Here is a 25,496-nt window from a genome sequence, read left to right as displayed (position 1 = left end):
CCTGTGTCCGAGGTCGCCCTAGAACTCAAGTGCATCACCAAGCGCTATCCCCTGGTCCTGGCCAACGACTGCATCAGCCTCGACGTGCGCTGGGGCGAGGTCCTGGCCATCGTCGGCGAGAACGGCGCGGGCAAGAGCACGTTGATGAAGATCGTCTACGGCATGGTGCGGCCGGACGCGGGCGAGATCTACGTCAACGGCGAGAAGGTGGAGATCCAGTCCCCCTCTGACGCGATCGCGCTGGGGATCGGCATGGTGCACCAGCACTTCATGCTGGTCGAGGTGTTCAGCGCGTTGGAGAACATCGTGCTCGGGTCCGAGCCCAAAAAGGGCCTGGCGATCAACTTCGCCGCGGCCCGGGCCGAGGTCCAGGCGTTGATGCGCGAGGTGGGGTTCGAGGTGGACCTCGACGCCCGCATCGAAGACCTACCGGTGGGCCTGCAGCAGCGGGTGGAGATCCTAAAGGCCCTCTACCGCAAGGCCAAGATCCTCATCCTCGACGAGCCCACCGCGGTGCTCACCCCTCAGGAGGCGAAGGAGCTCTTCCGCTTCTTGCGGGCTTTCGTCGCCGAGGGCAACGCGGTGATCTTCATCAGCCACAAGCTGGAGGAGGTGATCGAGGTCTCCGACCGGGTCACCGTGATCCGCGACGGCAAGGTGGTGGGCACGGTGACCACCCGGGAGACCAGCCTCGAGGCCCTGGCGCGGATGATGGTCGGTCGCGAGGTGGTGCTCACCGTGCAAAAGCCCGAGGCCCACCCCGGCGAGGTCCTGCTCCAGGTCGAGGACCTCTGGGTCGAGGAGGCGGGGAAGAAGCCCCGGGTGGCCGGGGTCAGCCTGGCGGTGCGGGAAGGGGAGATCGTGGGCATCGCCGGGGTCGAGGGGAACGGTCAGACCGAGCTCGTCGAGGCGATCACCGGCCTCAGGCCCTATCGCGGGACGGTGCGCTACGAGGCGGCGGTCCTCTTGCGACCCGATCCCAGGAGCGTGCGTGAGCACCGGGTCTCGCACATCCCGGAAGACCGCAACGCGCGCGGCTTGGTCCTCGACTTCTCCACCCGGGACAACGTCATCCTCGGCGATCACTACCGCCCGCCCTTCGTCGACCCGCTGGGGTTTTTCCGCGACGCCGAGATCGACCGCTACGCCCAGGAGGTGGTCGAGACCTACGACGTGCGCCCGCGCAGCATCCACCTCTCGGCGCGCCACTACTCCGGGGGCAACGCGCAAAAGATCATCGTCGGTCGGGAGCTGCATCGCCGCCCCCGGATCCTGATCGCGGCCCAGCCCACCCGCGGCGTGGACATCGGAGCGATCGAGTTCATTCACCAGCAGATCGTGGACGCGGCCCGCAAGAAGGGCATGGCGGTGCTCCTGGTTTCCGCCGACCTGAACGAGGTGATGAGCCTTTCCGATCGCATCCTGGTGATGTTCGAGGGGCGCGTCGTCGGCGAGGTGCGGCCGGAGGAGGCGACCGAGGAGACCCTCGGGCTCTTGATGGCCGGGGTCACCGAGGGGATCCGCGCCTAGCCTGGCTGGAAAGGCGAACAAGGCGCAGCTGGGGCCCGGCCTCGAGCGCTAGGAGCGCGCCATCTTGGTCATAGCCGGCGTCGAGGCGCGGTGCGCGTTTGAACCCGTAGGTCAGGCGGCCGCCAAAGCCCTCCCAGGCCCAAAAGAGGTCGGTCCAGGCAAACGCCTCGACCAGCCTGGGGCTGGCGTAGTGGGGGCCGAAGGCCCCGGCGCCGAAGACCTCGGTCTCGGCCCGTTCGCCCCCAAGGAGGTCGAAGCGGACCAGGCGGTAGCGCACCAGGGGCCCCCGCCGTTCCAGGGGGGTGACCTCGAGCCGGACATCGTGGGCCCGGACGTAGGTCCGGCTGGGGTAGATCAGGCGATAGACAGCCCGCGTTCCGGCGACCTCGGGAAGGGGAAGGGCGATGTTGGGAGCGGCGTCGAGGGCCCGGGCGGCGTGCTCGCCGGGGAGCCGCTGGCGCGGGAGGGCGGCGAAAAGGGCCAGCTCGCTGCCGACGATGGTGACCAGTGCGTACCCCTCTCGGTGCCAGGCCCAGACCTCCCCTTCACCGAAGAAGGGGTCGGAGAGCACGTAGCGGACGGCCTCCCCGGGGCGGCCCAGGGGCGCGGTGCGCGTTTCGCAGGCCAGAGCGATGCGATCGAGCGGCGGAGGCAGTTCGGGCAGCGGGGCCCCAGGATCGCTGCAGACCGCTTCGCCCAGTCGCTCGGGGAGGCGCCCCGAACCCGACCAGCGGCCCCGGACCACCCGGACCCGGGGCGGTCCGGGGACCTGCACCGCCCCCGGGAGGGGGCGGTAGGGGGCCACGATCAGGTCCACCCGGGTACCGGCGGGAACCGCCGGAAAGGCCACCTCGCCGCGCGCTCCGAGGACCGCGACCCAGTCCCAGGGAGACGCTTGGGGATCTCCCTGGATCAGCGTCAGCCAGGCGGTGGCCCGGCCGGTCTCCGAGGCCGCCACCGCCACCGCCCCTAGCGCGCGGCCCCTCAAGGGGAACTCGGGCTTCACCGCCAGCGCGGGGGCGAGGAGGAGCAAAAGGACCAAGAGCCGCCTCATCGCACCAACCTAGAGATCGCCTGAACCCCCATCGGAAGGGTCATGGCCTGTTCGAGAATCAGTCCCGTCTGGGGATCGATGCGCGTGGTGACCAGGGGCACCTGCCCCATCGCCCAGACGAGCCGATCGCCGCTCGCGTAAAGGGCAAGGCCCGTGCGGGCGCTTTGAACGATCGTCCCCCGGCCGAGGAGCGCGGGGTGGACGTAGTGAGGTCCCCCGGAGGTCAGTCCGTAGGCGGTCTGTTGGAGTGGGACGCTCATCTGGGCGTACCGGATGCTGACCTGGTACCGGGCCAGGGGCTTGGCCACCTGCAGGGGGTGGACCTCGATGCTGCCGGTGGGCGTGGTCATGCTTCCCCCGTAGAGGTAGTCGGGGACTGCGGAGAGCATCTGGTAGGCGTGGGCCTCCCGGGCCGCCGGGGGGAAGTCCGGGGGGCTTTGCCAGGGGAAGGTCTCGTAGCCGACGTAGTGGTACACGTCGGCAAGCTTTTGGGGTCGTTGGTTCCCCTGCCCCGGGGTCTCCGAGAGGGCGGAGATCTCGGTGACCAGCCCGCTTTGGGGGTCAAATCGAATGAGTGTGCGCGAGCGACCGTTGGGACTCTGGGCCTCGATCGCGAGGAAGCCGGGTCCGCCCTGGACGCGGAGGTTGGGGTCGGGTTGGGCGTTGGCCGCCTGCAGGGCGTCCGCCACCGCCTGGGGATGGACGTAGAAGAACCCCGCGCCGTTTTGAATCAGCGGACCGACGCTGGGCTCGAGGAGCGGGCCGCCCTCGGTGGTGTAAAGGATGACCTTGACCCCGTAGGCGTTGGTTCCGTCGGTGTCGGTGACCAGGAGGAGCTGGGTGATGTTCCCCGCCGCGTTCTGGTAGACGAAGCCCACCCCGGGGCGGATCCAGGCCGGGAGGGCGTAGCGCTTGCCGGTGGGCAGGGGGAGCCTTGGCAGTCCGGGAGGGCCCCCACCCTGCTGCTGGGGGAGGGCCCCGCCCGCTTGCGGCGCGGGGAAGCCCCCGGCTTGCCCGGGAAGCCCCGGCGTGCCGATCTGGGCCAGCGCGAGGGTTCCGAGCAACGTTGCGAACAGGACGTGTTTGAAGGTCTTCACCACTGCACCTCCATGCGATAGGGCTCACCCATGTCCAGGCCTTCGTACCTGCGTAGGCGTCCTTCTTGGTCAAAGCGGAGCCTGGCCTTGGCCTGCCCGCCAAAGACGAGGACCAGATCGAAGCCCGTGGGCTTCGGCTCGGCGCGGAGCTCGAGCTCAGGTTGGCGGAGCTTGAGCAGGACGCCCTGGTCCTTCAGCCTTGGGCAGGCGCTGAAGGGGGAGAGGTCACTGGCGAGCAGGAAGGCGTCTCCGGTTCCGTACATTCCCCAAAGCTCCCAGTCCCCCTGGGCGAGGTAGATTCCCGGGGTGACCTGGGTGAGGGCCAGTCGTTCGTCGAGGGGCTCGCCGGCCACCGTTTCGTTGATGCGAACGGCTCCAGGAAGGTCGGGACCGGGGCAGAGCCAGGCCACCTTCCCGCTGGCCGCGGTTTCGATCTCGAACGCGCTGCCCTCCTCTCCCTTTTCCTGGTAGCGCAGGGTCTTGACCCACCCGGTGGCGGGATCGCGCTCGATTTCGAGGACGGCTGCCTCGCTCTCCCCGCGGAGACGTCCCCCCTCAACCGCGAAGCCCTGGGCCCGGGCCGCTTCGATCGCCGCCTGGCTCAGGGCATGGAGCGCCGCGAGGGTGGGAAGGAAGAGAAAGGTGCCCTCCTCCGGGTTGAGCATCAGGGTGAGTCCGGCGGCCTGCCCGCCCGCGTTCTTGGCGATGATCACCACGCCCCAGGAGGTCAGGGCGGGGCCCGTGGCTCCTCCCAGGTGGTAGGTGATGCGCTTGACCAGGTAGGTACCCGGGGTCAGGCTCGCCGGGGCCGGTGCCTCCAGGCGGCCGAGGACGTCCAGCGGATCCTCGGCCATAAGGTTGCCCGCGCTCGGGGGCTGGGTCTCGCCGTAAGGCGGGGGGGTGGCTGTCCCCTGACCGCCACCCGGGACTGGGGGCAGGGGTGGCGAGGCCGGGGGCTGGGTCTGGCCATAGGGCGGGATCCCTGCCCCCTGCCCTCCGGCAGGTGCCGGGGTCTGGCCGTAGGAGGGCGTTCCTGCTCCTTGGCCTTCTGCGGCTGCTGGGGGAAGGGGCGGCGCTGTGGGCTGGGTCTGGGCCGCGGGCGGCGGGGCCATTGGCCTCTGGCTTCCCCCGGGCGATGGGGGAAGGGCCGGGGATGGAACGCCCCCAGACGTGGGCGGAAGGGGCGCGCCGGTGCCCGCGGGGGGCAGCCCCGGTCCGGCGGGTTCCCCGAGGCGCTCGATCACCCCGCTGCCCGAGGGCGCGCGCGTCTCGACGCGGGAGAAGAGGCCGCTTTGAGGGTCCAGGAGGATGGTGATCGCGACCGGTCCCCGGCGCAGCGCGAGCGCCGCCTGTCCGCTCTGGGTGCCCTGATAGACGAGCTGGTAGCCGATCTCCGGGATGGCCTGGATCACGCTCCCGGGGGCCTTCCCTTGGAGCAGGGCGGGGTTGAGGTAGAAGGGTCCCTCGATCGGGCTTCCGGCCATGACCCCCGTGGGGAGCTCGGCCCCCTGGGTCAGGCTGCTCTTGGTGAAGACCTGGTAGACGACGACGTCGGCATCGGCGGTCATGCGCTGGTAGCGGGTTTCCCCGCTGATCTGCCCCATCGGGGTTTGCTGGGAAAAGCGATAGCGCGGGGTGGCGTTGGCCGCCTGGGGGAGGGCAAGCCGGGGCAGGGCCACGCGCGCGCTCCCCTTGTAGCGCATGACCGTTTGCAGCGTCTGCCCCATCGCCTGCATGCGGGTCTCGCTGGCCGTGACCAGCCCGGTCTGGGGATCGAAGGTGGTCCGCACCTTGGCGCTTTGCTGGTTGAGCACCAGGGTGTTGCCCTCAAGGCGGGCACCGGGGACCTGGCCCGCGGCCACCTGCTGGCGCAGCGTGGGGGCGACGAAGAACGGGCTCTGTGCCGCGCTCACCGCCAGCATCATCGTGGCCAGCTGGGGCGGGCGATCCCCGACGGTGATCATCTTCACCGCCGCCCACTGCTGTCCGACGGCCTCGACGAGGTAGGCGATCGTGGCCTCCTGGGTCCCCGTCGGCCCCTGGCCGCGGACCTCGTAGAGGTAGACCGCCCCCGGCTGCAGCCAGTCAGGCAGTCCGCCGGGTGCAACGGGCGGCGCGACCTGGGCCAAGGCCCCAAAGAGGAAGGGGATCAACCAGAGAATGCCTCTCATCCTTCACCTCCGTTTCATCCTGGTTTTAGAAAAGGGCGACTTAAGCCGATCTTAAGAGCTCGGCCAGCGCGGGGGCGGGCGCCTCCACCTCGGCCTCGAAGGCCTCCTTAAAGCGGCGATAGGCTCGCGCGAGGCTTTCACGCTGTCCGTTGGCCGCCAGGGCTTTGGCGTAGGCGGCGAAGACCTCGGGGTTCGCGGTGTCCAGGAGGAAGAGCCGCCGCGCCAACCCGAGCCGCTCGGCCGGTGGGCGGGTGGCGAGGGCCTCGAGCCCCCGGGCCACAAGCTCGGCCTTCAAGGCCCGGACCTCGGCGTCCAGACGCGGGTTGTCCACCCCGGGGAAGGCCGGTTCCCGGAAGAGGGCCAGGGCTTCCTCGAGGCGGCCTTCGGCGAGGGCGGTCTTCAGGGCCTGCCAGTCGCTTTCGCTGTGCACCAGCCCGGCCTCGTCGAGGTAGGTGGAAAGGCCCCAGGGTTCCAGCGCCTTTCTCAGGGCGTTGAGCTGGACGTAGAGGTTGTTTTTCGCCCGCTCGCGATCCAGCCCCGGCCAGACCGCCTCGGCCACCGCCTCGCGGTCGTAGCCCAGGAGCAGGAGGGCGAAGACCTCCCGGGCGCGACCGGAGAGGCGCACCGGTCCCAGGGGCCCCTGGACCTCGAACCGGCCGAGCACCCGGACCCTGAGGGGCGGGATCCGGTCGAAGACCGCCCGGATCGCCTCCGGCCAGCCGTGCGCGAGCACCTCGGTGACCGGATAGGCGCGGGCCAGCTCGGGGCGCGCGCGGGGGAGCTCGGCCAGGGGCACCAGCGCGGGCAGGACGCGTTCCTCGGCGTCGGTGGTCCGGAGCAGGGCTTCGAGCGCCGCCTCCTCCCGGGCGATGCGCCAGCGGGCGGCCAGGTAGAAAAGGCGCGCCTCGCGGGTCTTGGGTTGGGCCAGCCGGCTGGCGTCTTTGCGGAGGTAGGCCTCGGCGAGCCGGGTCCAAAACCCGTGCGCTTCGCCGAGGTGGCGTCTGGCCGCGTCGTTCTGCCCGAGGCGCCAGAGCACCAGTGCCAGAAAGCCCCGAGCCCGCTCGGCGAGGGCCGTCTCCCCGAGGCGCTCGGCCTCGGACAGGGTCGCGGCCAGGGCGGCCGGATCCTGCGTCAAAAACCCCAGCCAGATGCGGGCCAAGAGGGCCGCCGGGCGGTTTTCCCGGGCGCGCGCGGCCGCGCGCTTGAACGCCGCGATGGCTGCGTGGGCTTCACCGAGCAGGAAGCGGTCGCGCCCCAGTGCCACCTCGACCTCCGGGTCGAGCACCGCGCGGGGCACTTCGCCGCGGTCGGCGGCCTGGACCAGCGCTTCGGCGGCCCTCTTGTGCGAGAGCAGCCCTCCGCTCCGTTCAAACGCCAGCTCTGCGAGGCCGACCGCGAAGAGGGGACGGAACGGGTCGCTGGGGTCGGCGATCGCCAGCGCCTCCGTGAGCGCCGACTCGGCCTCCTCCCAGCGGTCCAGCGCCGCCAGGAGCAGCGCCTTGTCGTGGAGGTAGCGGGCGAAGAAGCCGGGATCGCTTCGCGCCGCGGCCTCGAGGGGTTCGGCCTCCTTGAGGAGCGCGGCGACCTTGGCGTGCTCCCCCTTTCGCGCCAGGCCGCTGGCCACCAGACCCAGCGCCTCCAGGGCGAGCCTTGGCGGGGTGTTGGGGTCTTGGGCCAGCGCCCGGGCGGCCTTTAGGGCGCGCGCGACCTCGCCGCTGAAGTGCAGCGCGACCACCCGGCGCATCCGCCGGCGAAGCCCCCGGGGACCGGGGGCGAGGCGGTCCCAGCGCAGGAAGGCCTCGGCGTCGGCGGAGGCCAGGCTGGGGCCGTCGGGGGCCTCGAGCAGGGCGGCGAGCTCGGGCCACTGCCCCAGCCGTTCGAGCGCGTAGCCGAGCAGGACCGGGGGCAGGCGGTCGCGCTGGCGCAACAGGGCCGCGGTCACCTGGTCGGTCGGCAGGGCGTCGGCGATCGCCGCGTGCAAGCGGTAGCCACCCTCGGCGCGCTGGATCAGGCCGCGTTCGGCCAGCTTGCGGGTGGCCGCGCGGGCGGCCGACTCCGGCAGCTCCCGCACCGCGGCCAGGAGCAGGAGTTCCTCGAAGAGCTCGGGTTCGAGGTCCGCGATCAGCCCCTGGACCAGGGTGGGCCAGTCCGGTTCGCCGCCTTGGAGCGCGGCCAGGTGCAGCGCGATCGGCCAGCCCCCGGTGCGCTCCCAAAGCCACTCGGCGCGAACGGGATCCCCGACCAGGGCCTCGGCCTCCTCCCGGGTAAAGGCGAGGGCCTCGGGGCCAAGCTGGACGAGCTCGCCCCGCGAGGCCAGCTTCAAGAGCTCCGGGCTCTTGAGCCTGCGGCGGCTGGCGAGGCCGAAGAGCGCGGGCGGGGCCTTGAGCAGCGGGGCCAGGGGAGCAGCGTCCTCGAGGTCGTCGAGGACCACCAGCGTCGGCCGCTCGACGAGGGCCTGGTGGAGCTGGTGCCAGCTGGTACCGGGACCGAGGCCGAGGGCGCCGGCCAGGCGGGACCGCACCGCCTCCCCGGGAAAGAGCGTGAGCCAGAGCACGCGGACCCCCTTGGCCTCGAGCCGTTCGGCCCATTGCCCCAAGAGCACGCTCTTGCCGTAGCCGAACGGGGCGGCGCAGACGACCACCCCCGCGTCCTCGGGCAGGCGCTCGAGCAGGCGGGGGCGGGTCAAAAAGCCCTGAGGGAGGATCGGCCGTCCGACACGCATTGGGCCTTACCCTCATTCTAACTAAGGGCGCGGTTCGCTGTTCGCTTCCTCCAGCTGGCCCTCGACCCCCTCGAGCACCCAGAGGCCGCCGTCCTCGAGGCGGTAGCGCACGAGGCGGCCGTGGACCTCCTCCTTCCCCTTTTGGCTCTTGGCCGGATCGCCCCAGAGCAGGGCCACGCCCTTGGCTTCCTCGATCAGGGCCGCGTCGGCCTCGGTGCGCCGCGCGCCCTGGCGCAGACGCACCTTGCCGACGAGCCAGAGCCGGCCGTCCCGGACCTCGTAGACCAGCCGTTCGGCGCGGCCCTCGATCGGGGGCTTCCCTTCGCGGGCGAACGCCACCGGCCCCTTGAGGAAGGCCTGCCCCCGGTCGTTGTCGTAGTCCAGCGCACGGCCATAGACCCGGGCCTTCCCCTTTTGGATCTCCACCGCCTTCTCGGCGAGCCGAAAGGCGTAGTCCGCGGCGTCCGCCTCGGGGTCGTAGCGGGCGTTTCCCGCCCCTAGGCGAACGGTGGCGGGCCCCTCGTTTGGCTGGGCCACCACCGCGAGGTGCCCGAACGCCCGGGCGTCCTTGCCGAAGCGCACCTCGACCCGGTAGGGTTCGGGGTCGAAGAAGATGAAGACCAGCCCCTTGTCGTTCTCCTCGATCCAGGCCAGGCCGAGCTCGTCGGGACTGGTCTTTTGCACCACGATCTCGGTGCCGTCCTTGGTCAGGATCGCGCTCGGAGCGTAGCGCTCCTGCCCTGCCGCCAGGGACAGGAACAACAGCAGGGGCCAGGCTCGCTTCAAGGCGCGGTCTTGGTCGAAAACTGATCCTCGGGCAGCGTGAAGGGCTTGCCATAGAGGCGCACCCGGTGCTTTTCGACGTTGTGCAAGAGGGTGCCCGAGGTGAGCTTGCGGCCGTTCGCCCGGTCCTCGCTGATCGCCGGCCGGCCGATGACGATCGCCTCTTTCTTGACGTCGTCGTAGTAGAGGGCGTCCCCCGAGGTAACCTGGTCCCCGTCGACCAGGCGCACGTGGCCCTTGGCGATCAGCTTCTTCTCGCGGACCAGCATGCGCGCCTCCTCGGCGTAGATCTCGAGGTCCCCGCCGTCGCGCCGGCGCACCAGCCGCACCTCGCCTCCCGGGGTGGAAAAGACCGCCAGCGTACGCGCCTCCTCGTAGTAGACCGATTCCGCGTAGCCCTCCTGGCGGCCGCTCTTCAAGACCACCGCCCCTTCGCTCGTCGAGGTGTCGTCGTCGACGTCGAAGGCCATCTTGGCCTGGGCGCGGACCTCGACGGGATCCTCGCCCTCCTGGGCGGGCTCCTGGCGCATCGTCGCCGGGCCAAAGAGGACGCCGACGCCGGTGGCCTCGTGGTACACCAGGCGCGGCCCTTTGGCGTGGACTCGGCCCCGGCGTACCTCGACCCCACCCTCGAACTCGGCCACTCGCTCCCCCTTGGCCTCGGCCATCGTCTTGCCCTTGGGGGCGCGGAGCACGGCCTTGGTGGCCAGGACCTCGAGGTTGCCCACGCGACCGCGGATCCCCCCCGGCGCCCGGGCCTCGTAGACCCAGGGACCGTAGCGCAGGTCGCCGCTGCGCACCCCGTTGGGGTACTCGATGACGATGACGCGACCGGCAGCCAGGGCCAGACCGGCGAGCAAGATCAGGCTAACTCGGGTTGCAACGCGTCGTAGCTTCACTGTTCCACTCCTCCCGTCCTCGCGTCCAGCGGGCCTGGTGCAGGGCGAAGTCGGCCTCGAAGCCCTCTCCTTCCACGGTCAGGCCGGGGCCTTCGAGGCGAAACCGCCCCGCGCGGTAGCCGCGGCGCTGGTCGATCTCCACCCCGCCGCTGAGGTGCATCGTCCAGCACTCCTTGGGAAGCTCGATTTGCGCCTCGGGCATCTGCAGGTTGTCCTGGGGGTCGATGACCACGGCCTCGGCGCGGAGCGAGAGGTCGAGCGTTCCCTTGACCCAGCGTCCGCCCTCGACCGAGCCGACGACCCGGGCGCGCTTGGTCTTCGGGTCGTAGGTGACCTCGCGCGCCTTCAGGGTCCAGACCGCGTCGGGATCGGCGCTGGGGTAGAGGTGAAAGGTCACCCCGTAGAGGCGCGCCGCGCGCTCGCCACCGGCCGGCTTTGGCGGGGGAAGGTTGGCGAAATAAGCGCCGAGGGCGAAGAAGGCCACGAGCAGCGCCAGGTAGCGGAGCACGGCCTTACCTTACCGTCCGACCTTGAGGAGCTCATAAGACGTCGCGCGGGGTGCCCCGGGTGCGCCAGTTCAGGTAGCTCTTGCGCAGGCGCAGCCCGGCCTTGATTGCCCGGTAGAGCCAGCCGCGGGGCAGGTCGTAGGCGGGAAAGCGCACCCGCTCGCCCCCGAACCCCTCTTTGAAGCGGTAGATGCCGTAGGCGTGGCTTTCCTTGCTGAGGACGCGGGGCACGCCCCAGAGGTCGTAGTAGGCGTAGCCCTGTTCGAGGCCGTGGCGGATCGCCGCCCAGTGCATCGCGTACGGGGCCATGACCTCCCGCCGGACGCGCGTCGAGCCGCCGTACAGGTAGTCGACGCGATCCTTGAAGGCCACGAAGAGCCCCGCCGCCAGGGGGGTGCCCTCGAGGTCGGCCAGGCTGATGAAGGCCTCGCCGCCTTGGCCGTGCATCGCTCGAAAGACCCGCTCGTAGTAGGGGCGGGCGTGCTGCAAGAGCTTGGCCCGGCGGTTGGTCTCGCTAAAGAGCGAAAAGAACGCCTCGAAGGCGGAGGCTGCGTCGGCATCGGTGGGATGGACGATCCGGGTGCGGACCCCTTTGCGCTGGGCGAGGCGAACGTTGTAGCGGGTCTTGGACTTCATCCGCGCCAGGATCGCGGCCTCGTCGTCGAGGAGGAGTTGCAGGGAGAACTCGGGCTGGATCGTCTCCGCGGGCAGGGCCCCCTCGAGCACCGGCGGCTCCGCCTCCGCCGGCAGGAGGCGGGGGGGCTCGATTTTGAGGTGGGTGCCGGGCACGTGTCGCTTGAGGGGCGCAAGCCCCCGGACAAGGGCCTCGTCGTCGTTGAAGGCGGGGCCCCGGGGCACGTAGCTCACCGCCAGCGGGCCCCATCCCTTGGTCAGCACCTGGGCCGCGAGGAGGGGGGTGCCATTCGCCTCCTCGACCAGGTAGCGGGCGACCTGCCAGCCGCTCAGCGCCTTGACCTCCCCCCAGCCCCAACTCTGCAGGCTCGAGGCGTGGCGAAAGCTGGCCACGAGGTCGTTCCAGGTCCGGGGATCGGCGATCGGCTTCACGCTCACCGGCATCAGCGAAGCTCCTTCAGGGCCAGGCGGATCAGCGTCTCTGGGTCGGCCTCGGGGTGTTCGCCGGCAAGCCGCCCCACCACCTGGCGCACCGCCTTCTCCCGAAAGCCCAAAAGCAACAGGGCCTCGATCGCCTCCCCCGCGTGGGGGCTGCTGGGCCCCGGCGCCGCGGCCAGGAGCTCGGCGGGGAGCTTGTTTTTGAGTTCCAGCACCAGGCGTTCGGCGAGCTTCTTGCCTACCCCGGGCGCGGCGGTCAGGCTCTTGACGTCCCCCTCGGCGACCGCCCGGGCGAGGAGGCCGGGACCCAGGGTGGAGATCAAGGAAAGGGCCATCTTGGGCCCGACGCCGGGGGCGGCGACGAGGCGGTCGAAGAGGGTACGCTCCTTTGCGCTCGAAAACCCAAAGAGCAAGAGCGCGTCCTCGCGCACCAGGAGCCGCAAATAAAGCTCGACGGCCTGCCCCGGGGCCAGGCGGTCCGCGGTCGAGGTGGGGACCTCGAGCCTCAGCGCCACCGGTCCCACCCAGAGCACCGCGCTTTGCGCATCCACCGTTGCCACCGTTCCCCTGACGCGCTCCAGCATCCCGGGTCAGTATAGTGTCTGGGATGCGGATCGCCTATCAGGGAATGGAGGGGGCCTTTAGCGAGGAGGCCGCCTTGCGCTTTGCGCCCGAGAGCACGCCGGTGGGGATGGCCACCTTTCACGAGGTCTTCGACGCGGTGGCCTCGGGGGCGGTGGAGCTCGGCGTGGTGCCGGTGGAGAACGCGGTCGCGGGGAGCATCAACCAGACCTACGACCTCTTGCTCGAGCGCGACCTGCACGTCATCGGGGAGGTGGTGGTGCACGTGCGCCACTGCCTTTTGGCCCCCGAGGGTGCGCGGCTTGAGGAGATCCGCGAGGTGATCAGCCACCCCCAGGCCCTGGCCCAGTGCGACGGCTTCCTCGCCGCTCACCGAATCCAGGGCATCCCGGTCTTCGACACCGCGGGGGCGGCCCGGGCGCTCGCCGAAAACCCGGTTCCTGGGCGGGCGGCGATCGCCAGCGAGCGTGCTGCCCGGCGCTACGGGCTTGCGGTCCTGAAGTGCGGCATCGAGGACTTCGCCTTCAACTACACGCGCTTTTTCGTCCTCTCCCCGTCCGAGCCGCCCCGTGACCCCGAGGCCGCCTACAAGACCAGCGTCGTCTTCGCCGTACGCCACCGCCCCGGCGGCCTCTACGAAGCGATCGGGGCCTTCGCCGAGGCCGGAGTGAACCTCACCAAGATCGAGTCCCGCCCGCGCCGCGACCGCCCCTGGAGCTACGTCTTCTACCTGGACTTCGAGGGCCACCCCGAGGACCCTGGTCCTTCCCGGGCGCTGTTGACCCTGCTGCGCCGCGCGGCCTTCGTCAAGGTCCTCGGGGCCTATCCGCGGGCGAACAACGAATAGGGGGGCGGCCGCCCCCCACTTCGAAGCGCTCCTTGGGCTAGAGGATCCCCAGCGCGTCAACCTTCTCCACCAGGGCCTTGACGTGCTCGGCGCTGGCCTTGAGCTGGGCGGTTTCCTCCTCGGTCAGCGGCACCTGCCAGATCTTCTCCACGCCGTCCTTGCCGAGGACCGCGAGGACCCCGACGAAGAGCCCCTCGATGCCGTACTCCCCGTTCAGGTAGGCGGCGACCGGAAGGATGCGCTTTTCGTCCTTGAGGATCGCTTTGACCATCTCCCAGGTGGCGGCGGAGGGCGCGTAGTAGGCGGAGCCGGTCTTCAAGAGGCTGACGATCTCCGCGCCGCCCTTACGGGTGCGCTCGACGATCGCCTCGATGCGCTCCGCGGGCAGGATCTCCGGCAGCGGCACCCCGCCGACGGTGGTCAGCCTGGGAAGCGGCACCATGCTGTCGCCGTGGCCCCCGAGCACGAAGCCCTGGACGTCCTTGACGCTGACCCCGAGCTCTTCGGCGATGAAGTAGCGGTAGCGGGCGGAGTCCAAAACCCCGGCCATGCCCATGATGCGGTGCTTCGGGGCCTGGGTGATCTCCGCGATGACGTAGGTGATCGCGTCCAGGGGGTTCGCCACCTGGATGATGATCGCGTCCGGGGCGTACGTCTTGAGGTTGGTCGCGACGTCCTTGGCGATCTTGGCGTTGATCTCGATCAGGTCGTCGCGGCTCATCCCGGGCTTGCGCGGCATCCCCGAAGTGGTGACCACGATGTCCGAGCCCTCGATCGCCGCGTAGTCGTTGGTCCCGACGATGCGCACGTCGTTGCCCACGATGGGGCGGGCTTCGGAGAGGTCCAGGGCCTTGCCCTGGGGCATGCCCTCGACGATGTCCACCATCACCACGTCGGCCAGCGCGCTCTCCGCGATGCGCATGCCGAGCGTCGCCCCCACGTTCCCCGCGCCGATGATGCTGACCTTGGGTCGTCCTGTCCGTGCCATGCTCACCTCCACCCGTTATTTTGCCCCTTTTTTCCCGGGACAGGCGTCCGGCGTCGGGGTGTAAGAATAGCCGTATGCCGGTTAGCCGCTATTACGACGTTCGCCGCGATGCCCGCGGGCAGCGCTACCTCGAGGTCTACGTCAGCGGGTTCTTGCTCACCCGCATCCCCCTCTTGAACAAGGGGACCGCGTTCACCGCCGACGAGCGCACGATGCTCGAGCTCGACGGCCTCCTCCCCCCGCACGTGGCCACCCTGGAGGAGCAAAAGGAACGCAACTACCGCCGCTACCGCCTCTTGCAGACCCCCCTCGACAAGCACATCTTCCTCCGCGACCTGCAGGACCGCAACGAGGTCCTCTTCTACGCGCTCTTGGTCGAGCACCTGGAGGAGATGCTGCCGATCATCTACACCCCCACGGTGGGCGAGGCGGTGCGGCTCTTTTCCCACATCTACCGCCTCCCCCGCGGCCTCACCGTCTCCACCGAGAACATCGGTCGGGTCGACCAGGTGATGCAAAACGTGCCCCTGGAGGACGTCCGGCTGGTCGTGGCCACCGACTCCTCGGCGATCCTAGGGATCGGCGATCAGGGCTTTGGGGGGATGGCGATCTCGATTGGCAAGCTCTCGATCTACACCGCGGCGGGCGGGGTGGGCCCGGACAAGACCTTGCCGGTCGAGCTCGACGTGGGGACCGATCGCGAGGACCTCCTCTCCGACCCCCTCTACCTCGGGGTGCGCCACAAGCGCCTGACCGGAAAGCCGTACCTGCGCTTCATGGACGCCTTCGTCGAGGCGCTCAAAGAGCGCTACCCCAAGGTGGTGCTGCAGTGGGAGGACCTCTCGAAGGGTGCGGCCTTCACCGTCCTCGAGCGCTATCGCAAGGTCCTCCCCTCGTTCAACGACGACATCCAGGGCACCGGCGCGGTGGCCCTGGCGGGGCTGATCAACGCGGTCAAGATCAAGGGGGAGACGCTCGCCGACCAGCGCTACCTGGTCTTCGGTGCCGGGGCCGGGGGGATCGGCGTGGCCCGGGCGATCCGCGACGGCCTGATCGCGGAGGGCCTCTCTCCGGAGGAGGCCTACGCGCGCATCTTCGTGCTCGACTCCAAGGGGCTCTTGTTGAAGAACCGGGCCATGGAACCCTTCAAGGCGCCTTTCGCCCACGACCCCTCCGTGGTGGCGGGCTGGAGCTTCCAGGGTAAGGCCCCCGGCCTCCTGGAGACCATCCGCGGGGCCCGGATCACCGCCCTCCTCGGCCTCTCGGGGCAGGGCGGGGCGTTTAGCGAGCCCATCGTCAAGGCGCTCTTGGAGCACACCGACCGCCCGATCGTCTTCCCCCTCTCCAACCCCACCGCCAACGCCGAGGCGGTGCCCGAGGACATCCTGGCCTGGACCGACTGCCGCGCGATCGTGGCCACGGGAAGCCCCTTCCCGCCGGTCGAGTGCAAGGGCAAGACGATCAAGATCGGACAGGGGAACAACGCCTTCGTCTTCCCCGGGATCGGCTTCGGCGCGATCCTGGCCCACGCGCGGGAGATCACCGACGGGATGATCCTCGAGGCCGCTTACGCCCTCGCTGATCAGGTCACCGACGCTCACCGCGCTCAGGGGCTGGTCTACCCCGAGGTGAGGGAGATGCGCGAGGTGAGCAAGAAGGTCGCCGCGCGGGTGCTGCGGCGGGCGATCGAGGAGGGGGTGGCGACCTACGCCCCGGTGCTCGACCTCGGGCCCGACGAGATCGAGGCCTTCGTGGCCCGCCGCTTTTGGGAGCCCAAGTACCTGCCCTTCGTGCGCGGGAACCGCCAGTGAGCCCGCGCTGCTCGGCCCCCGGGCCCGTCGGGTCCGGGGGTTATAATATTTGTATGAAGATGCTTTAGGCATCGAGAGGTGGTCTAAATGAGCAAGGAGCGCCCAGTCTATGTGATCAGCGTGGCGGCGGAGCTGGTGGACATGCACCCGCAGACGCTGCGCCTCTACGAGCGCAAGGGGTTGATCCGGCCGCAACGTTCGGCGGGGAAGACGCGGCTTTACTCGGAGCGGGACATCGAGCGCTTGCGGGAGATCCGCCGCCTGACGCAGGAGCTCGGGGTGAACCTCGCGGGGGTCGAGGAGATCATGCGCCTGCGCGAGGAGCTCGAGTCCCTCAGGGCCCGCTACCTCGAGGAGCGCGAGCGTCTGGAAAAGCGCTACGGCTCGCGCTACCAGGCCGCACTTAAGACCCCGGCGCTGCCCCGGCCCGGCACCCCCAGCGCTAAGGAGCGCCCAGTCTATGTGATCAGCGTGGCGGCGGAGCTGGTGGACATGCACCCGCAGACGCTGCGCCTCTACGAGCGCAAGGGGTTGATCCGGCCGCAACGTTCGGCGGGGAAGACGCGGCTTTACTCGGAGCGGGACATCGAGCGCTTGCGGGAGATCCGCCGCCTGACGCAGGAGCTCGGGGTGAACCTCGCGGGGGTCGAGGAGATCATGCGCCTGCGCGAGGAGCTCGAGTCCCTCAGGGCCCGCTACCAGGTCGAGGTCGTGCAGGTCCGCGCCCAGCTCGTCCGGGAGGGGGAGCTGGCCTGATAGGCTGGGGGCATGTCGCCCTACCTCGACGATCTGATCGAGTTTTTAAGGATCCCCTCGATCTCCACCGATCCCGCCCACAAAGAGGACGTCGAACGCGCCGCGCGCTGGGTGGCGGATTACCTCGAGGCCTCCGGCTTCGCCGCCGAGACCGTCCCCACCCCGGGACATCCCATCGTCTACGCCGAGCGCCGGGTGGGTAAGGACGCCCCCACGGTCCTCGTCTACGGCCATTACGACGTCCAGCCCCCGGACCCGATCGACCGCTGGGAGACCCCGCCGTTCGAGCCCGCGGTTCGCGACGGCCGGATCTACGCCCGCGGCGCCTCCGACGACAAGGGCCAGGTGATGATCCACCTAGCGGCGATGCGCGAGCTCGGCCAAGCCCTCCCGGTGAACGTGAAGTTCGTCATCGAGGGCGAGGAGGAGGTGGGCTCCAAACACCTCTTCGACTTCATCCGGGAAAACCGCGCCCGCCTTTCGGCCGACGCCGCGGTGGTCTCCGACACCGCGATGTTCGCCCGCGGCCTGCCCACCCTGACCTACGGCCTGAGAGGGCTCGTCTACCTCGAGGTGACCGTCCGCGGCGGTGATCAGGACCTGCACTCCGGCGTCCATGGCGGGCCCGCGCCCAACGCCGCCCAGGCCGCGGCGGCGATGATCGCGGCGCTCAAGGCGCCCGAGGGCTGGGTGCGCATCCCCGGCTTCTACGACCGGGTGCGCCCGATCGAGCCCGAGGAGCGGGCGATGTGGGCCGAGCTGCCCTTCGACGAGGACGCCTACCGCCGCGCGATCGGGGCCTACTTCCTCGACGGGGAGCCGGGGTACTCGGTCCTGGAGCTGCGCTGGGCCCGGCCCACCCTCGACGTCAACGGCCTGGTCTCCGGCTGGACCGGCCCCGGCAGCAAGACCGTGATCCCCGCCGAGGCCACCTTCAAGTGCTCGATGCGCCTGGTTCCCGACCAGGACCCCGACGAGATCGCCGCCCTCGCCGAGGCCTACCTGCGGCGGGTCGCGCCCGAGGGCTACCGGGTCGAGGTGCGGGTCTTCGAGGGCGCGCGTCCGGTCGTCGTCGATCGCCATTCCCCCCCGATGCAGGCGGCGGCGAAGGCGCTCGAGGCCACCTTCGACCGCCCCCCGGTCTTCATCCGCGAGGGCGGCAGCATCCCCATCGTCCCCGCTTTTATCGAGCAGATCGGCGCTCCGGTGGTGCTGATGGGCTTCGGCCTCCCCGACGACAACCTGCACGCTCCCAACGAGAAGTTCGAGCTGGAGAACTTCGAAAAGGGCATTCAGGCCGCGGTTCACTTTTACCGGCTCTACGCCAAGGAGGCGCGTGCGTGATCCTGCCGGAAGGCCGGTCGAGCGCGGGATGAGGCGCCGAGCCTGCACGATAGAGAGGAGACGCGCTAGGGTTTCCGACCACCGGTGTCGTATTACGATGGAACCGAAGGGGACATCATGAAAACGGAACGTTCAAAGTACGGCAACACGCTCATTGCGGGACACCTGATCGGCGGCGAGGAGGTCTTCGAGGGCCCGACGTTCGAGGACAGAAACCCCTCGGACCGGGAGGACCTGGTCGGGGTCTTCCCCGAGGGCGACGCGCAAACCCTCAAAAAAGCCATCGCCTCGGCCAGGGTGGCCTTTCCCGAGTGGTCGGCGACGCCGGCCCCGGTGCGCGGCGGGGTGCTCTTCAACCTGGCCAAGATCCTGGAGCGGGAGAAGGAGACCCTGGCCCGGCTGATGGTCCGGGAGGTGGGCAAGACCCTCAAGGAGGCCCGGGGCGACGTCCAGGAAGCGATCGACACCGCGATCTTCTTCGCCAGCGAGGGCCGGCGGCTCTACGGCCAGACCGTCCCTAGCGAGATGCGGGACAAGGACCTCTTCACCTTCCGCCGCCCGCTCGGCGTGGTGGGAATGATCACCGCCGGCAACTTCCCGATCGCGGTGCCCAGCTGGAAGCTGATCCCCGCGGTCCTGACCGGGAACACCGTGGTCTGGAAGCCCTCCGACGACTCCCCGGTCCTCTCCTACATCTTTGTCAAGCTCTTCGAGGAGGCCGGGCTGCCCCCGGGGGTGATCAACGTCGTCTTCGGCGGGGGCAAGGACTCGACCGGTGAAGCGCTCGTCAACCTGATCGACGAGGGGCTGCTGGACAAGTTCGCCTTCACCGGCAGCACCAAGGTGGGGCGGATCATCGGCGAGAAGGCGGGGCGGGCGCTGATCAAGGCCACCCTCGAGCTCGGCGGGAAGAACCCCCTGGTGGTGATGCGTGACGCCGACCTGGACAACGCCCTCCACGGGGCCTGGTGGAGCACCTTCGCCACCGGTGGCCAGCGCTGCACCTCGGCGGGAAACATCATCGTCGACGCCCCGATCTACGAGACCTTCAAGCGGCGCTTTTTGGAGATGGCCGCCGAGACCAAGATCGGCAACCCCTTCCTTTACGAGGACGTCACCTACGGTCCCTTTATCAACGAGCGGCTGTATACGCGCTGGCTCGAGCACTACGACTGGGGCGCGCGCGAGGGGGCGACGCTCCTTCTTGGCAAGAAGCGGATCACCTCGGACAACCCCTACCCCCACTTCCAGGGCGACCCCGACGCCGGCCTCTTCGGCTGGCCCACGGTCTGGGAGGCCCGGCGCGGCATGACCCAGACCCGGGAGGAGATCTTCGGGCCCACCGTGAACCTGATCAAGGTGGATGGGATCGAGGAGGCGATCGAGGCCGCCAACGACCACCCCTACGGGCTCTCCTCGGCGATCTACACCAACAACCGGCTCTGGGCCTACCGCTTCCGTACCCAGATCCAGGCGGGCATGGTCAACATCAACAACACCACCGTCGGGGCCGAGGCCCACATGCCCTTCGGCGGGGTGCGGGCCTCGGGCAACGGGGCCCGGGAGTCCGGGATCTGGGTGATCGAGGAGTACACCGTCTGGCAGGCGGTGAACGACGAGTACTCGGGGAAGCTGCAGCTGGCCCAGATGGACACCGGCTACATCACCCCCAAGCCGGCCACCGACTGGGAGGGGCTCCTTGGCGGCTAGCTACGACGCCCTGGTCGTCGGGGCGGGCATCGTCGGCGCGAGCGTCGCCTACCACCTCGCCGAGAAGGGGCTCCGCGTGGGGGTGCTCGAGGCCCAGAGCGCGCCCGCCAGCGGGGCCACCGCCAAGAGCGCGGCCGGGGTGCGGGTCCAGTTCGCCTTTCCCGCCAACGCCCGGCTCTCCTGGGAGAGCATCCAGGTCTACCGCGACTTCGAGCGCCTGTTCGGGGCGCCGAGCGGCTACCGGCCGATCGGCTACCTCTTCCTGCTCGACGCCGAGGGCTGGCCGGCCTGGCGGCGAGCCCTGGAGCGGGTGCGCGACGAGGTCGGGGTGCCGATCTCGTTCTTGAGCCTCGAGGAGGCCCAGGCCATCGTCCCCTTCGAGGCCGCTGGCCTGGCCGGGGCGACCTTCGGCCCCGCCGATGGGGTGATCGATCCCCACGCGGTGACCCACGCCTACTTGAAGGCCGCGCGCGCCCTGAGGGCCACGCTGCACCTCGGCACGCCCCTGCTCGCCGCTGAACGGCGCGCTGGCCGCTGGCAGGTCGAGACGCCGAAAGGGGCTTTCTCGGCGCCGATCCTGGTCAACGCCGCCGGGGCCTGGGCAGGGGAGGTCGCGGCCCGGGCGGGGCTCGAGCTGCCGGTGGTTCCGGTCCGGCGTTCGGTCTACCTGAGCGGGCCCTTCGAGGTTCCGGACTGGCCGCTGGTGGTGGACGCCCAGAGCGGGGTCTACTTCCGGCCCGAGGGGCGGCGCCTCCTCTTTGGCGCCTCCAACCCTCAGCAGACCCCGGGCTTCGTCGAGGGCGTGGATTTCGAGTGGATGCTCGAGGTCCTGACCCGGGCGGTCGCGCGCTTTCCCTGGTTCGCCGAGCTGGGCATCGATCAGAAGTCGGCCTGGTGGGGCTACTACGCCGAGACCCCGGACAAGAACCCGATCCTCGGCGAGATGCCCGGCGCCCCGGGCTGGTTCAATGCGGTCGGGTTCTCTGGCCACGGCGTGCAACAGGCCCCTGCGGTGGGCCGCTACCTCGCCGAAGAGATCACCGAAGGCCCCACCGAAGCCCTCGCCCCCTATCGCTACGCGCGCTTTGCCTCGGGGAAGGCCCTTCGGGAGAGCGGCATCGTTTGATAGAATCGATGCCCATGGAGAGGGCCTTCTACGTCACCACCCCGATCTACTATGTCAACGCCGATCCCCACATCGGCCACGCCTACACCACGATCGTCGCCGACTTCCTGGCCCGCTTCTACCGCCAGGACGGCTACGACGTCTTCTTCCTGACCGGCACCGACGAGCACGGTGAGAAGATCGCCCAGATGGCGCAGAAGGCTGGGCTCTCCCCGAAGGCGTTCGTGGACAAGATGTCCGCGCGCTTCAAGAAGGCTTGGAAAACCCTGAACATCAGCTACGATGACTTCATCCGCACCACCGAGGAGCGCCACAAAAAGGTGGTGCAGCTCGTGCTGCAAAGGGTCTACGACGCCGGCGACATCTACTACGGCGAGTACGAGGGGCTGTATTGCGTCGGCTGCGAGCGCTACCTGACGGAGAAGGAGCTCGTCGACGGCAAGTGCCCGGACCACGGGATCGAGCCCGAGCGCCGGCGCGAGGGGAACTACTTCTTCAAGATGGAGAAGTACCGCCCTTGGTTGCGGGAGACGATTGAAGCCCACCCCGACCTGATCCGACCCGAGGGCTACCGCCACGAGGTCCTGGCGATGCTCAGCGAGCCGATCGGGGACCTCTCGATCAGCCGGCCCAAGACCCGCACCACCTGGGGGATCGAGCTGCCCTGGGATCCCTCCCACGTCACCTACGTCTGGTTCGACGCCCTGGTCAACTACGTCTCTGCCCTGGGCTACCCCGACGGGCCCCGCTTCGCCCGCTACTGGCCGGCGGCCAACCACATGATCGGCAAGGACATCCTCAAGCCCCACGCGGTCTTCTGGCCGACGATGCTCAAGGCTGCGGGGATCCCGCTTTATCAGCACCTCAACGTCGGCGGCTACCTGCTCGGGCCCGACGGGCGCAAGATGTCGAAGACCCTCGGCAACGTCATCGATCCCTTCGCCCTGGTCGAGAAGTACGGGGCGGACGCGGTGCGCTACTACCTCTTGCGCGAGGTTCCCTACGGTCAGGACGGCGCGGTGAGCGAGGCCGGCCTCAAGGAGCGCTACACCTCCGAGCTCGCCGACGACCTCGGCAACCTGGTGCAGCGCCTCAGGGCGCTCATCCTCAAGCACCTCGGGGGGCGGGTCAGGAAGGTCGAGGGGGGCAAGGCCGAGGCCGAGCTGATCCGGGCAGGGACCTCCCTCGCGGCTAGGGTGCGGCCGCTCGTGGCCGAGCTCAAGTTCCACCAGGCGCTGGAGGCGGTGATCGACTACGTGCGCCTCGTCAACCGCTATCTCAACGAGACCGCCCCCTGGAAGCTGGCCAAGACCGACCCCGCGCGCTTCGAGGCGGTGCTCTACCACGCCCTCGAGGCGCTGCGCATCGCGAGCGCCTTCTTGGAGCCGGCGATGCCCGGCAAGGTGGCCGAGCTCCGCGGGGCGTTGGGGCTGCCCGGGTCGAGCCTTCGAGAAACCGAGCGTTTTGGCGTCCTCGCCGAGGTCGAGGTCCCCGCGTCGGCCCCGCTCCTCTTCCCGAAACCGGACGCGCCCCGGGAGGAGGCGCAAGCGCGGCCGACCGACGCCACCCCGCTGATCGAGTACGACGACTTTGCCAAGCTCGACCTGCGCATCGCCCGGGTCGAGGACGCAAAGAAGCACCCCAACGCGGATCGTCTCCTGGTCTTGACCCTGGACCTCGGCGGCGAGGTCCGCACCGTGGTCGCGGGCCTCGCCGAGCACTACGCGCCACAGGCGCTCGTCGGCAAGAAGGTGCTCTACCTCGCCAACCTCAAGCCGAAAAAGCTCCGTGGCGTGATGAGCCAGGGGATGGTCCTCGCTGCCGAGGGACCGGACGGCGCCCTGAGCGTCCTCGTGCCCGATCGCGAGGTCCCCGCCGGCGCCAAGGTGCGCTAAGGCTACTTGCCCACGCAGAAGTTCTTGAAGACCCGTGCCAGGGTCGCCTCTTGCACCGCGGTCCCGGTGACCTCGGCGAGCGCGGAGAGGGCGGCTTCCAGGCTCAACGCCATCAGGTCCTCGGGGGCGTCCTTGGCATCTTCGAGGTGCCCTTTGGCCCGGCGCAGCGCCTCCGCCTGGCGCGGGCTGGTGAGCCAGACCTCGCCGGCCGCGGGGGGAGAGACGAGCCGCTCGGCGATCCGGGCCTTGAGCGTCTCGAGGCCGGCGCCGGTCCTGGCGGAGACCTTCAGGTAGCCCTGGGCCGGCCAGCGAGCGGGAAGGTCCGCCTTGTTGGCCACATAGAGCGTTCGCGCCTCGGGAAGGGGGGGCGGGGTGGGGGCCGCTTCGCTGAGGTCGGCGACCCAGAGGACGAGGTCCGCTTCCTCGGCCAGGGCCAGCGCCCGTTGCACCCCGGCCTGCTCGATCGGGTCCTGGCTTTCGCGGATGCCCGCGGTGTCCACCGCGAGCAAGGGGACGCCGCCGACCTCGAGGGGGGCCTCGAGGTAGTCCCGCGTCGTTCCCGGGATGGCGGTGACGATCGCCCGTTCGTAGCCGAGGAGGGCGTTCAAGAGCGAGGACTTACCGGCGTTGGGGGGCCCGAGCAGGACCAGCCTCGCCCCCTTGGACGCGATCCGGGCCGCGCGCTCGGTGGCGAGCAGGGCGTCGATCTCCCGGATCGCGGCCTCAAGGGTCTCCAGGGCCAGGGTTTCGGGGACGCCTTCCTCGGGATAGTCGAGGAGGGCCTGGACGTGCGCGAGGAGGTCGAGGAGCCACTCCTCGATCCTTCGTATGCGCCGGCTCAGAGCCCGGTTCAACCCCTTTAGGGCCTGGCGGCGGGCCAGGTCGCTCTCGGCCTCGATCAGGGCCAGGACGCTCTCGGCCTGGGCCAGGTCGAGCTTGCCGTTGAGGTAGGCGCGGAGGGTGAACTCCCCGGGTTGGGCGGGCCGGGCCCCGGCAAAGAAGGCCGCCTCCAGCACCGCCCGCAGCACCGCCGGCGAGCCGTGGAGCTGGAACTCGACGACGTCCTCGCCGGTGTAGCTCCTGGGCGCTTTGAAGACCAGCATCAGGCCTGAGTCCAGGGCCTCGCCGCGTTCCGGATCGACCACCGTCCCGTAGGCCACGCGGTGGCTTTCCAGGCGGCGGGGGTCCGGCCCCCGCCATAGCCGCGCCGCGATCGCTAGGGCCTCCAGCCCAGAAAGGCGCACCACGCCGATCGCGCCCTTCCCGGGCGGGGTGGCGATCGCGGCGATCGTCTCGTTAGGCGAAGGCGTCGCGAACGGCCTCGAAGATGGGCTCGAACTGGGCTTCGTCATGGGCCAGGGAGAGGAAGGCGGCCTCGAAGGGGCTCGCCGGCCAGTAGACCCCGCGCTTCATGAGCGCTTGGAAGAAGCGCCGGAACAGCGCCTTGTCGGTGCGGGTCGCGCTTTCGTCGTCGCGCACCGGCCCCTCGGTGAAGAAGACGGTGAGCATCGAGCCTACGCGGTTGATCGTGTGCGGCACGCCGGCGGCGTTGAGCGCGTCCTTGAGCCCCGCTTCCAGCGCGGCCCCGAGCGCTTCGAGCCGCGCGTAGGCGTTCGGGGTTTCCTTGAGCACGCGCAGCGTCGTGGCCCCCGCGGCCATCGCCAGCGGGTTGCCGGAAAGGGTGCCCGCCTGGTAGACCGGGCCCAGCGGGGCCAGCTGCTCCATGAGCTTTGCCGGGCCGGCGTAGGCGGCGGCGGGGAGGCCGCCGCCCATGACCTTCCCCAGGGTGACCAGGTCCGGGGTCAGGCCAAAGCGCTCGCTCGCCCCGCCAAAGGCCAGGCGGAAGCCGGTCATCACCTCGTCGGCGATGAGCAGCGCTCCGTAGCGCCGGGTGAGGTCGCGAAGGGCGACGAGAAAGTCCGGGGTCGGCGGGATGACGCCGGCGTTCCCGACCACCGGCTCGAAGATCACCCCGGCGATCTCCTCCCCTCGTTCGCGAAAGAGTTCGGCCAGGCCCTCGGGGTCGTTGTACGCCGCGACCAGGGTGAGGCGAGCGTAGGCCTCGGGCACCCCCGCGGAGGAGGGCTGGCCGAAGGTCAGCGCCCCGGAGCCGGCTTCGACGAGGAGCCCGTCGGCGTGGCCGTGGTAGTTGCCGCGGAACTTGACGATGTAAGGGCGGCCGGTGACCCCCCGGGCGAGGCGCAGCGCGCTCATCGTGGCCTCGGTTCCGGAGTTCACGAAGCGCACCCGCTCGGCGAAGGGGTAGGCCTCTTGGATGCGTTCGGCGAGCTCGAGCTCCAGCGGATGCGGCGCGCCAAAGGAGAGCCCCTGCTCGGCGGCGGCCTTGACCGCCGCTACCACCTCGGGGTGGGCGTGCCCGAGGATCATCGGACCCCAGGAGAGGACCAGATCCAGGTAGCGGCGGCCCTCGACGTCGTAGATGTAGGGGCCCTGGCCGCGGACGATGAAGGGCGGCGTCCCGCCGACCGCGCCGAAGGCCCGCACTGGGCTCGACACCCCGCCCGGAAGGCGCGTTTTCGCCGTTTCGAAGAGCGCTGCGTTGGTCACGCCCCTTAGTTTAGCAACCCCGCTCGCGCATAAACT

At 69.9% G+C, this 25,496-nt stretch carries 20 protein-coding genes; 8 read left to right on the top strand and 12 right to left on the bottom strand.

The window, feature by feature from the left end; translation table 11 throughout:
* Positions 1-3: 3 nt before the first annotated feature.
* The gene (locus ACZ48Y_RS03300) at positions 4-1,530 is read left to right on the top strand and encodes an ABC transporter ATP-binding protein (RefSeq protein ID WP_464742137.1); all 1,527 of its coding nucleotides are present in this window, start codon (positions 4-6) and stop codon (positions 1,528-1,530) included.
* Here ACZ48Y_RS03300 and ACZ48Y_RS03295 read toward each other — a convergent pair.
* Genes ACZ48Y_RS03295 through ruvA form a run of 9 tightly spaced genes read right to left on the bottom strand, consistent with a single transcriptional unit; the run spans position 1,508 to position 12,417 of the window.
* Entirely contained in the window at positions 1,508-2,584 is a 1,077-nt protein-coding gene (locus ACZ48Y_RS03295) for a hypothetical protein (protein WP_464742135.1), read from the bottom strand. The two genes, ACZ48Y_RS03300 and ACZ48Y_RS03295, sit on opposite strands and share 23 nt — an antisense overlap.
* Positions 2,581-3,681, bottom strand: a complete 1,101-nt coding sequence (locus tag ACZ48Y_RS03290) for a hypothetical protein (protein WP_464742133.1) — start codon at positions 3,679-3,681, stop codon at positions 2,581-2,583. The genes ACZ48Y_RS03295 and ACZ48Y_RS03290 overlap by 4 nt, the downstream gene beginning before the upstream one ends.
* Complete coding sequence (locus ACZ48Y_RS03285) at positions 3,678-5,852, bottom strand: hypothetical protein (protein WP_464742131.1); 2,175 nt, start codon at positions 5,850-5,852, stop codon at positions 3,678-3,680. The genes ACZ48Y_RS03290 and ACZ48Y_RS03285 overlap by 4 nt, the downstream gene beginning before the upstream one ends.
* A gap of 40 nt (positions 5,853-5,892) precedes the next feature.
* Positions 5,893-8,574, bottom strand: a complete 2,682-nt coding sequence (locus ACZ48Y_RS03280) for a transcriptional regulator (protein ID WP_464742129.1) — start codon at positions 8,572-8,574, stop codon at positions 5,893-5,895.
* 21 nt (positions 8,575-8,595) lie between these two features.
* On the bottom strand, positions 8,596-9,360 hold the full coding sequence (locus ACZ48Y_RS03275) for a hypothetical protein (protein WP_464742127.1): 765 nt from the start codon (positions 9,358-9,360) through the stop codon (positions 8,596-8,598).
* Positions 9,357-10,256 (bottom strand): LptA/OstA family protein, encoded by a 900-nt coding sequence (locus ACZ48Y_RS03270; RefSeq protein WP_464742125.1) that lies wholly within the window; start codon positions 10,254-10,256, stop codon positions 9,357-9,359. Before ACZ48Y_RS03270 ends, ACZ48Y_RS03275 begins: the two co-directional genes overlap by 4 nt.
* The gene (locus ACZ48Y_RS03265) at positions 10,225-10,764 is read right to left on the bottom strand and encodes a hypothetical protein (protein ID WP_464742123.1); all 540 of its coding nucleotides are present in this window, start codon (positions 10,762-10,764) and stop codon (positions 10,225-10,227) included. The genes ACZ48Y_RS03270 and ACZ48Y_RS03265 overlap by 32 nt, the downstream gene beginning before the upstream one ends.
* Positions 10,765-10,795: 31 nt before the next feature.
* On the bottom strand, positions 10,796-11,839 hold the full coding sequence (locus ACZ48Y_RS03260; protein WP_464742121.1) for a lipid II:glycine glycyltransferase FemX: 1,044 nt from the start codon (positions 11,837-11,839) through the stop codon (positions 10,796-10,798).
* A complete protein-coding gene (gene ruvA / locus ACZ48Y_RS03255; RefSeq protein WP_464742119.1) occupies positions 11,839-12,417 on the bottom strand; it encodes a Holliday junction branch migration protein RuvA in 579 nt (192 codons plus the stop codon). The genes ACZ48Y_RS03260 and ruvA overlap by 1 nt, the downstream gene beginning before the upstream one ends.
* A gap of 23 nt (positions 12,418-12,440) precedes the next feature.
* On the opposite strand from ruvA, the gene pheA reads away from it, so the two are divergent.
* A complete protein-coding gene (gene pheA / locus ACZ48Y_RS03250; RefSeq protein WP_464742117.1) occupies positions 12,441-13,262 on the top strand; it encodes a prephenate dehydratase in 822 nt (273 codons plus the stop codon).
* A 37-nt stretch (positions 13,263-13,299) separates the two neighbouring features.
* On the opposite strand, the gene mdh is transcribed toward pheA, so the two are convergent.
* Positions 13,300-14,250, bottom strand: a complete 951-nt coding sequence (mdh, locus tag ACZ48Y_RS03245; protein ID WP_464742115.1) for a malate dehydrogenase — start codon at positions 14,248-14,250, stop codon at positions 13,300-13,302.
* Between the two features lie 74 nt (positions 14,251-14,324).
* Here mdh and ACZ48Y_RS03240 point away from each other — a divergent pair, with 74 nt between their 5' ends.
* The 6 genes from ACZ48Y_RS03240 (at position 14,325) to metG (ending at position 22,892) form a co-directional block, all read left to right on the top strand.
* Positions 14,325-16,061: an NAD-dependent malic enzyme gene (locus ACZ48Y_RS03240; RefSeq protein ID WP_464742113.1), complete on the top strand. Its 1,737-nt coding sequence runs from the start codon at positions 14,325-14,327 to the stop codon at positions 16,059-16,061.
* A gap of 87 nt (positions 16,062-16,148) precedes the next feature.
* On the top strand, positions 16,149-16,817 hold the full coding sequence (hspR, locus tag ACZ48Y_RS03235; RefSeq protein WP_464742111.1) for a heat shock protein transcriptional repressor HspR, fused homodimer type: 669 nt from the start codon (positions 16,149-16,151) through the stop codon (positions 16,815-16,817).
* A gap of 12 nt (positions 16,818-16,829) precedes the next feature.
* On the top strand, positions 16,830-18,161 hold the full coding sequence (locus ACZ48Y_RS03230) for a dipeptidase (protein ID WP_464742109.1): 1,332 nt from the start codon (positions 16,830-16,832) through the stop codon (positions 18,159-18,161).
* A gap of 117 nt (positions 18,162-18,278) precedes the next feature.
* Entirely contained in the window at positions 18,279-19,871 is a 1,593-nt protein-coding gene (locus ACZ48Y_RS03225; protein WP_464742107.1) for an aldehyde dehydrogenase family protein, read from the top strand.
* Positions 19,861-20,997, top strand: coding sequence for an NAD(P)/FAD-dependent oxidoreductase (locus ACZ48Y_RS03220; RefSeq protein ID WP_464742105.1), 1,137 nt, complete (start codon positions 19,861-19,863; stop codon positions 20,995-20,997). Before ACZ48Y_RS03225 ends, ACZ48Y_RS03220 begins: the two co-directional genes overlap by 11 nt.
* Before the next feature lie 14 nt (positions 20,998-21,011).
* Positions 21,012-22,892, top strand: coding sequence for a methionine--tRNA ligase (gene metG / locus ACZ48Y_RS03215; protein WP_464742103.1), 1,881 nt, complete (start codon positions 21,012-21,014; stop codon positions 22,890-22,892).
* 2 nt (positions 22,893-22,894) lie between these two features.
* On the opposite strand, the gene mnmE is transcribed toward metG, so the two are convergent.
* Both mnmE and hemL read right to left on the bottom strand, forming a co-directional pair.
* Positions 22,895-24,244 (bottom strand): tRNA uridine-5-carboxymethylaminomethyl(34) synthesis GTPase MnmE, encoded by a 1,350-nt coding sequence (gene mnmE / locus ACZ48Y_RS03210; protein ID WP_464742101.1) that lies wholly within the window; start codon positions 24,242-24,244, stop codon positions 22,895-22,897.
* On the bottom strand, positions 24,189-25,460 hold the full coding sequence (gene hemL / locus ACZ48Y_RS03205; protein WP_464742099.1) for a glutamate-1-semialdehyde 2,1-aminomutase: 1,272 nt from the start codon (positions 25,458-25,460) through the stop codon (positions 24,189-24,191). Before hemL ends, mnmE begins: the two co-directional genes overlap by 56 nt.
* Between the last annotated feature and the right edge of the window lie 36 nt (positions 25,461-25,496).

The organism is Rhabdothermus arcticus, from assembly GCF_055382915.1.
Note: the sequence above shows the minus strand (reverse complement) of the source record. Positions and strands in the feature narration are given on the sequence as shown.